At 38.0% G+C, this 9,212-nt stretch carries 4 protein-coding genes and 2 pseudogenes; 3 read left to right on the plus strand and 3 right to left on the minus strand.

Going from position 1 to position 9,212, the window contains the following annotated elements; genetic code table 11:
* Window positions 1-373, plus strand: a pseudogene (locus O9295_RS25795) (IS1634 family transposase); the annotation flags it as partial.
* 126 nt (window positions 374-499) lie between these two features.
* Here O9295_RS25795 and O9295_RS25800 read toward each other — a convergent pair.
* A pseudogene (locus O9295_RS25800) lies at window positions 500-634 on the minus strand (IS982 family transposase); the annotation flags it as partial.
* A 351-nt stretch (window positions 635-985) separates the two neighbouring features.
* On the opposite strand from O9295_RS25800, the gene O9295_RS25805 reads away from it, so the two are divergent.
* Window positions 986-1,309 carry a type II toxin-antitoxin system PrlF family antitoxin gene (locus tag O9295_RS25805; RefSeq protein ID WP_288036137.1) on the plus strand — a complete coding sequence of 108 codons (324 nt, stop codon included), beginning with the start codon at window positions 986-988 and terminating at the stop codon, window positions 1,307-1,309.
* A 2-nt stretch (window positions 1,310-1,311) separates the two neighbouring features.
* Complete coding sequence (locus O9295_RS25810) at window positions 1,312-1,809, plus strand: type II toxin-antitoxin system YhaV family toxin (RefSeq protein WP_288036139.1); 498 nt, start codon at window positions 1,312-1,314, stop codon at window positions 1,807-1,809.
* A 499-nt stretch (window positions 1,810-2,308) separates the two neighbouring features.
* On the opposite strand, the gene O9295_RS25815 is transcribed toward O9295_RS25810, so the two are convergent.
* Both O9295_RS25815 and O9295_RS25820 read right to left on the minus strand, forming a co-directional pair.
* Entirely contained in the window at window positions 2,309-7,057 is a 4,749-nt protein-coding gene (locus O9295_RS25815) for a WD40 domain-containing protein (RefSeq protein ID WP_288036140.1), read from the minus strand.
* Window positions 7,050-8,378 carry a hypothetical protein gene (locus O9295_RS25820; RefSeq protein WP_288036142.1) on the minus strand — a complete coding sequence of 443 codons (1,329 nt, stop codon included), beginning with the start codon at window positions 8,376-8,378 and terminating at the stop codon, window positions 7,050-7,052. The genes O9295_RS25815 and O9295_RS25820 overlap by 8 nt, the downstream gene beginning before the upstream one ends.
* Window positions 8,379-9,212: the final 834 nt, after the last annotated feature.

The raw sequence follows: 9,212 nt of genomic DNA on the forward strand, positions 1-9,212 counted from the left end.
TCATTATAAGGGTGATAGAGTTAAAGCCCATATCTTTTTATGTATGTTGGCTTATTATGTGGAATGGCATTTAAAACAGTCCTTGGCTCCTTTGTTATTTGAGGATGAAGAAATTGATGATGGTTCTCTGAATGTGATTAAGGCGAGTCGCAGTGAATCCGCTCAATCTAAAGAGAGAAAAAAACGGAATCAAGAGAACTTTCCTGTGCATAGCTTTCGGACTTTGTTGGAAGACCTGGGGACAATTTGCTTGAATACAGTGGAATGTACGATTAGGGAGGGAAGTTATCGTTTTTCTAAGATAACTCGACCGACCCAACTGCAACAAAAAGCGTTAGATTTATTGGGAGTTTCCCTGATTTGTACCCAGTAACGAGGCGGCGGAAATTCTCTTAATCCCTTCTACAGCACGGGTTATGGCTTTTTGTCAACGGGGAAGTCCAGTTATTTCAAATAAGAACGAGACACTAGGCGACACAATAAGTAACCTGAGTTCGGGTTAAGCAGATTGAGGTAAAACCCAGTCCATCTGTAGAGAGGGCTTCTTGGGTTGGTGACAGTAAGCAATTAAGCCACACAAGACGTTGACACAAAAATTGACCAGGCTTCGGTGACGAGAATGTTCGATTTGAGAATATGGCTCTACCGAACCTGTCATGTCAAACTATCAACAACTCATACTTGTAAAGTTTGTATAATAGGGCTTTGAGTTTTTGTTAGATTGATATTTATCAACTTTAGAGCATTGCTGGGCAGAGAGGGAGCTTGAGGAATTTTCTACAGTGTAAGTTCGGAAGAACCAAAATTATGCAAGAGGTCTAATATTAATGCCAGATTTCATAAGGGTTTAACTGGTCTAGAGTGCATCAGACTTATCTGAAATGGCTATACATATCCAGCGACTCCACACTTGACGAGACAATGCACTTGCATTACCATCAAGATGTTTTTACAAATAGGCTGAGAGGTCCCAATGGCTGCAACTATGGCTCCATGGCCAGAATCCACTCTTACCGATCGCTATCAGACTACAATTCCCGATTCCGTTCGCAAAGCCCTTGGCTTGAATAAGCGCGATAAAATCTGCTACAACATACAGCCCGACGGCAAAGTATGGATTTCCAGGGCTGACGGGACAGAAGAAAATGATCCGGTGCTTGGGAAATTTCTGAATTTTCTTGCCCAAGATATGGAACAGAACCCTCAACACATACAGGCAATTAGTTCTAACCTAGTCAATCATGTTCAATACTTGGTCTCTGGCGTTGATCTGGAGCTTGATGCACCACTTCTGGATGAGGACGAATAAGGTTGTCTATAGATCAGCCCCTAGTAATTAATGGATGGAGCATATTTGCTCATCCTCTGTTCCTTGAACAGTTTGAAGAACTTGTGACGCAGGTTGAAGAGCTGCGCCACAAGTTTCCTCAAGATTACAAAAGGAAAAATGCGACAAAGCGTCTAGCTGCCATAGCAAAGTTAGCCTTTGATACTATTCCTCAAGACCCAACTCGCAGTGAGTATCGACAGGGAACTACGCTTGGAGACGATTACAAACACTGGTTTAGAGCCAAGTTTTTTCAGCAGTATCGACTGTTTTTTCGATATCATCAAGAGAGTAAAATAATTCTCCTCGCTTGGGTCAATGATGAAAACTCTAAGCGAGCTTATGAGAGTAGTACAGACGCTTATAGAGTCTTTAGAAAAATGCTGGAGACCGGTTATCCTCCAGATGATTGGCATGACCTACTCAAAGAGGCCAAAAGTACAATTAGCCGTTTACGCGAAGCTGCTGAAACCGAAATTTAATGATAGATATGTCTGGACTTCCCCATACATAAATACTAAAAAATTAACAAAACCCTTATGGAGCTTCTCAGAAAAAATTGACAAGCTGTCACTGGGTACATTTTCCCTTTGAAAATGGCTGTACCGTTGACTGTCTCTGGAGTGGAGCGATTCCCTAGAGTTCGCTGTATAGAGATCGCTAACCTGATGGCAATTAATCTTTAGAGTAAGGGATTCCCTCTGTAGCCATGTTTTTACTGGTTTTCTGACCCGAAACAAGCTATAATGGTCTAAAGGTCAAATTTGAAAAATTTTGCCTCAAACCCTATCAGCGTAAAGACTTCAGGATTTTGTGTCCAGTAGTCCATTAGTATTATACTGCTTTAACTCAGGCTCTGTAAAACTTTTAGCCATAGTTAGTAGGTTTATACGGGGGAAGTCCAGGTATAAGACTTATCTGAAATGGCTATAGTGTTATCCTGAACCGGGGTTAACTAGAAAGATAATATTAGGTCGAGGTCTATTGGGGTGGGGGTTGTTCAACTCTGCTTCTCCGATAATTATTGAGCCAATCTTCACCTTTGTTCAGTAACGAATTTAACTCAAGAGGTTCAATTTTCAACTTTTCGATATTCCAAATTTGGATAATACCATCGTTAGTTGGCGCAGCTAGTATTTTTCGATTTGGACTTAGCTTTACATTAGTAATTTTATTACTAATTCCCTTGATTGGGTTAGGCTGCATTATTCCTACCTCTTCTTTCTCTAGCTTCCAAAATCCTTCCTTTAATGTCCATAATTTCAGCGTCTTATCCTCACTAGCTGAAACTAAAGTTTTCTCGTTGATGAAGCGGACACTCCAGACTTTTCCTCGATGTCGTCCAATAATTTTACTTTTTCCATTCATATCCCAAATTCTGATGGTATTGTCATTACTGGCTGAGGCAATATATTGATCATCTGGACTAAATGTTGCATAATTGACCCACTCTTTATGCCCACAAAAAGTCTTGATTTCTTCACCAGTAGAACATGACCAAAGTTTAATAGTTTTGTCAGCACTAACCGAAATAATTTTTTCTCCATCCGAGCTAAAATAAATACTATAAACTTTATCCTCATGCCCTTTTAATGTATTAATACAATTGCCTTTAATATCCCAAAGCTTGATAGTATTATCAGCACTGGCAGAAGCCAGTAGTTGACTATTAGGACTGAATTTTACACAACAGATACAATCCTTATGAGCATAGTTAGTATATTTGTGATTTTGAATATTAATATCTTCTATCAGAGAAATTTCAGAAATACTTTCACCTACCTTCCATATTTTCAAACTTTTGTCCCCACCACCTGAAGCAAGAAACTTGCCATCGGGACTGAAATTAACAGCCCATACCCAATCAGTATGTTCGTCTAATGTCTTAAGTAGTTTCTTCTCTTCAAGATTCCAGATTTTAACGGTTTTGTCAGAACTAGCTGTGGCTAGGAATTGACTATCTGAACTAAAGCTCACCGCCCAAACTTTTTCTTGGTGCGCTTGCATATTTTGAGGAAATTGGACATCAAGATTCCAAAGTTTAATACTGTTATCGTCACTAGCTGATGCCAGTAATTTACTGTCAGAAATAAAGCTAAAATTTACGTCCCAGACCCAATCATGATGGCCCTGAAGATTTGTCAGTAAAGTACCATTAATTTTGCAATCAGTTTTTCCGTCAGAATTTGTTACTAGAGTGTAGTCAATACCCCAGATTTTGACAGTGTAATCATCACTAGCTGAAGCAAGAAGTTGACCATTTTGACTAAATGTTGCCCATCTTACAATTCCCTGATGCCCTTTAAGAGTGGCAAGGCATTTGCCATCGAGACTCCAAAGCTTGATAGTTTCATCATCGCTTGCTGAAGCAATTATTTGATCGTGAATACCATAACGAATATTAGGAGGACTGAAAATTGCGCTGTTAACTGAACCAGAATGTCCATCTTGATGATCTAAAGCGTGTTTGAAAAAAGTTTGTCTTAAAGATACCGAAATTTCCTCTGACAAATCACGGTTAATATCCCAGAGTTTAATGGTATGATCATCACTGCTGGAAACAATAATCTTACCATCTGGACTAAAACTGATACTGTTGACTCTATCCTGATGTTCCATTGGAGCTATCTTTATCTCCTCACCTTCACGAGACCAAAGTCTAATCGTCCTATCTGCACTAGCTGAAGCAATGAGTTGACCATCTGGACTGAAACAGACATCTCTCACCCAATCTTTATGTCCATTCAGGATTTTTATCTCCTCACCTTCACGAGACCAAAGTCTAATCGTCCTATCTGCACTAGCTGAAGCAATGAGTTGACCATCTGGACTGAAAGTCACACTATTGACGTTACCGGTATGTTTTGTCAAACGGTTGGTTTCTTCCATCGCAGAGTATATCTGTCGGAGATTATTTGTCGTGTCTTCTTTGAGTTCATTCTCTCCGTCAAGGATTTTCTCGTTATCCAGAAATGTTTTGCCAGCTTCAACACTTGTTGATAATGCTTCAAGTTGGTCATTGTCCAAAAATAAAGCCCAAGCTTTTGAATTAAGTTGAACTATCTTCTGATTGGTAATAGCTTTTCTCAGTTCTGTTTCAGGCTTGCGGAGTTTCATTGCAAGTTCTGTCAAATGACTATCTCGATTAAACATTTTTTGGACAAACTCGTTCAGAGTCTCGTTAGCTAACTGATAAGAGCAAGTCATAGATACTTGTCTCGCTCTTTTAGGCATTATCTTTTTAACTATAGCCCAGCCCACTAAAACTTCTAGCACTACATCTAAGGAATTTTTTTGCACCTCGACAAGTTCGGCATTTTCTGAGTCTAACAACTTAATTATTTCTATTTTATCCTCTATTTCGTTTCTCGTCTTTTGAGGACAAATATCATTTTGTTTTTCCGATATAGTAAGTAAATAGAGGACGATTTGGGCAATTTTTTCATTCTCAGTACCACAATCTTTAATAATCCTATCTAACCAACTTTCAATTCCTGTTTTCTTGAGTTCTTCATATTCTTCCCTCCTAGTAATTCTAGCATCTTGAATGATCATACCTAAAAGTTGTAACTCAATTGGGCGGACTTTACCTGAGTTTTTCGACAAATCTTTTACTATCTCTTCTATCAAGTCTTGTTCCCAGTTTAATCGAGGTTTTTTAACCAAGTTTGTTAAGAGAGACATGGCATCTTCTTTAGTTAAATCTTCTAGTCGGTAGCGGAATTGTTGGCTCAAAATATCTAACCTAGTCCAGCTTCCCAAATCTAATAAGTCGGACAAGTGATCTTCCCCGATAGAGATAATCAAACCGACATTATCTTTCTGGAGTAAAGTTTTTATCAACTCATAAATACTTTCTAGTTCTTTCTGGCTATAATTGAGTAAATAAAACTCAAAATTGTCAAAAATTAACACATAGAAATAATCAGAATTTTTATAATGAGAATTTTTGAGATTTTCTTTTAAATCATCAATCCATTCTTTTTCAAAAGCAGGACTTGTAGTGATGATCTCTGGTTTGCATTGCTTTCCTTGAAAATTATCTTGCTCTAAGGCGGGGATTAAACCCGCACATATTATGGAACTTTTGCCAACTCCCGAAAGTCCGTGCAGAATGGTCAGCTTATGCATATGATCTCGATCTTTGATTCGCCTTTTGAGTTCATCCATATCTTGCTGCCGACATATCTTAATCTCTAACGCAACTTCTCCTTGCTCCCTACCAACTTGTTGTTGGGGTTGTAAACATCCAGCACCGATGAAAGTACGCTGACCAAACTGCTGCTGAATTGAACGTCGCTCCTGTTTGATTTTAAAAGCCTGTAGATAGTCTTTTGTTTCAAAATAAAATGACCAAAGAGTTTCTAAAATACGGATGTAAAGTTCTGGGTCATCTAAAAGTCCATTTTCTCTGGCTTTTTCCAGAGTTTGTATGGCAGCTTTTTGGTCTAATTTTGCTTGGACTTTTGCCATGACTAATAAATAAATATTCTGCAAATTATTGATAATTTCTAAGCCTTTCTTGGCTGAATTATTCGCATCTCGCAAATTTTCTTTTTGCTCGGCGACATAGGTAATAAATTTGTAAGCTTCAGCTTCTCTCAAAGGATCGAAATTTAGTCGCTGTAAAGCCAAAGATATTTGCGATATTTTATCTAGTTCATCTAATATCTTCTGCCGTTCTTCATCCAATTGGTTTAATGATGCTTCATTTGGGTTAGATAGCTGGTTTTCCTTTGCCAATTCGTCTCGATAGTAATCCGAGGTTTGTTGCAAAACTTCACATAGTTGATTGATGAATTTAGCGACTAAATTATTTGAACTTCCTTCTTCTTGTTCAGCCTGTTCAAATTTTTTCAGACATTCCTCAAAATGCCCTCTCGCTTGTCTTAAACTTTCATCTCGTGTTAATTTTGATGGTTGCTTTAAATAACAAAGCCCCATGTCAAATAGGACAATCCCTTCTCGCTTTAATAGCTGATTTTTATGCCAGAAATCGAGACTTTTTTGATAGTGCTTTAAAGCTTCCTCCGTTATTCCACTAGCGTAATCCTCCCGACCTTGAAAAAACTCGATACTAGCTTGTATTTGCTCAGTTAACTCGTACCCACAGTTTTTTAAATCTCTCAAGGCTGATTCAAGTTCTAATTGATAATCTTTATAAAAAATTAAATTATTGGTAACAAATTTACCTGAGCCAGCATTTAATGTGCAGGAAAACAGTTGCTTTTCTTGGGTCTTAATAGCCTCAATTAATGTGTTAGCATCTACCTCAAATGTAGTTATTGTTGCCCAAGTCTTAAAATCAAGAGCCAGCTTTCTCATTTGCACTTGAATCTGGTCGTTAACCCACAAGACCATCGGGCAAGGAAGGTTTTTCTGAAAGGACTCTCGATTTGAGTTGAAATCTTTCAGGATAGGTTCAAGATCGCTCACTGACTCCAAACCTACTACCATCAAAGCTTTTGATGATTTAGTCTGGTAATAATTGACAATGGGAGTATAGATATTCTTAGACGACTCTTGTAGAGAGAATTCGTCAATTTTAATTGATTTAATCGAACAAATCTTTTGTAATTCCTGCTTCATTGATTTGCGCAAGTTACCATAGTTGCAATGAGCTAACATAACCTGAAATTTTCCTTGAGAGTTTTCGATTTCCCATGCTAAACTCAGCAAAGATTCATTGTTTTGATCATCCACCTCTTGAGGAGAATTTAAATTAGTCATTGTTGTAGTCCTCTGTCTCAGCTTGGCATTCTTTTTTCATTTTCTTTGATTCTGCAAGAATCGGATTAACATCAAACCACGCCTGACCCTGTTCGTCGTATTTATAGACAAACAAGCTACGAATCAGCCGTTCGTAGTATCTAGCCCCAGCCAACTCTTGTGTTTTCGCAACTTGACAAAGTAATCTCCAGTCCTCTTCAGTTATACCTAAACATATGTCGCTGCAGTATTTCACAATAATCCTTTCCAGATATGGTTGGGAAAGGGGTAATCGTTCCTGGCTCCTAATCCAGTCTCTCAAGTACAAAAGTATATACCTTACATGACCTCCACTAACTCGACACAATCGGTTCAAAGCCTCATCACTTTCAAAAAGTAAGGGAATTTGCTCAAAAAGTTGATTTTTTGGTAAATCTGGAAAAACTCTTTTTAGTACCATTTCTTTAAGCAGTTTTATTCCTTCCTCATGCTCACCGCCATCGCGCCGACGTACAGGTATCATCGGTAATACTTTCGGTGTTTCTGCAAAATTCTGGAGGAGTGCCTGAAACTTATCAGAAAATACCAAACTCATGGGAATTGTGTAAATTATATGGCATATAAAAGAACGCAACTGTTGAGTTTTGTTGATAAATAGAGATTCTGCTTGCTCAATATCTATCATTTTATCGAGACCATCAACAATTACTACTAATCCTTTTTTACCTTGATTTTCTAACTTCTCAATTACTAATCCAATCACTTCCTCATTAATTGCCCTAATAAGATCGGGCATAAACATCCCAAGTTGATTACTTAGCCTGTCTCTTATTTTCGGACTTTCTTTGACGTGGGCAGTAATCGTAGCCAAACCTACCGATAATCCAATGTCTGATATTGTCAATTTCTCTTGTATAATGCCAAGAATCTTATTAAATATATTTTGGAAATTGGGAAAGCACTGTCCCAGAAAATTTTCGTTGGTATTTTTAATATATTCATTGCTAATTCCGTAAGTAATGAATATTAAAAGATCGGTTACACGGAGATCATTTATCTCTAATCCAATACTTGCATCAAGAAAAACAACACCCCAGTTATCTTGTTCTAATTCTGTCTTTAGTCGCCATAATTCTGTAGTTTTACCGCAGCCGATCTGGCCGGTAAATAGCTGGTAAGTACGATTTGTATCCCATTCAATAGAGTCTTTGAGTTGTTTAATAACTTCAACTCCTCGTACAGAAGTAAAATCGATATAATAACTCTTGTCTTCTGTGTTACCGTAATTTAGCGGTTTTGTCGGATCGCAATTATTAAAAAAGTTTTTTATGTTAGCATCCATGATGATTTTTCCTTTGTCAACTACTTTTGGAACTTGAGAATCTGAGCAATTGTTTTGTAACTTGTTGTACGATGCAAGATGTTCGTTTCTCCTAGTCGATTGCGCTAAAGACCATATAATTTTTGGGTCTGCGAACCTGCTCAACATACATTTCTTCTATCACTGAACTTACCTCATATAAGTATACTTGCAGTTAAAGTATTACAGATTCAGAAACTTGAGCTAGAATGCTTAATTGAAACATATAAGTTTGCTCTCCGAGTTCATTTTATATTTTGTCAAAGATTATTAAGATGCGCTTACCTTGTAATAATGGGTTTGTTTTGCTGCCCTTAGTCTAGCGGTTTCTGATCTACTTGGCATCTATCTTTGGTATTACTGGACTTCCCCATACATAAATACTAAAAAATTAACAAAACCCTTACTGCATAGAGCTTCTCAGAATAAATTGACAAGCCGTCACTGGGTACATTTTCCCTTGAAAATGGCTGTACCGTTGACTGTCTCTGGAGTGGAGCGATTCCCTAGAGTTCGCTGTATAGCGATCGCTATACTGATGGCAATTAATCTTTAGAGTAAGGGATTCCCTCTTTTTGCTGTTTTTATGCCCTGAAACAAGCTATGGATCGGGACTTTCTCGATTGACAAAAAGCCATAACCTGTGCTTTGGGAAAGATTAACAGAATTTCCGCTGCCCCGTTACTGGGTACAAATCAGAGAAACTCCTAATAAATCTAAAGCCGCACAAACTCCTCGTCAACAGTAAATCAGTTGATACGTCATCTTTCTGAGAAATGCCCTCACCTCAACCGTGGCAGGATCGATCGCCGGTTC

Source organism: Microcystis sp. LE18-22.4A (assembly GCF_027531105.1).
In the GTDB taxonomy this organism is placed as follows: Bacteria; Cyanobacteriota; Cyanobacteriia; order Cyanobacteriales; family Microcystaceae; genus Microcystis; species Microcystis aeruginosa.

Coding starts and splice junctions, on each gene's coding strand:
- O9295_RS25805 (WP_288036137.1), top strand. CDS start 986: ATGGCTCCATGGCCAGAATCCACTCTTACCGATCGCTATCAGACTACA.
- O9295_RS25815 (WP_288036140.1), bottom strand. CDS start 7,057: ATGACTAATTTAAATTCTCCTCAAGAGGTGGATGATCAAAACAATGAA.
- O9295_RS25820 (WP_288036142.1), bottom strand. CDS start 8,378: ATGGATGCTAACATAAAAAACTTTTTTAATAATTGCGATCCGACAAAA.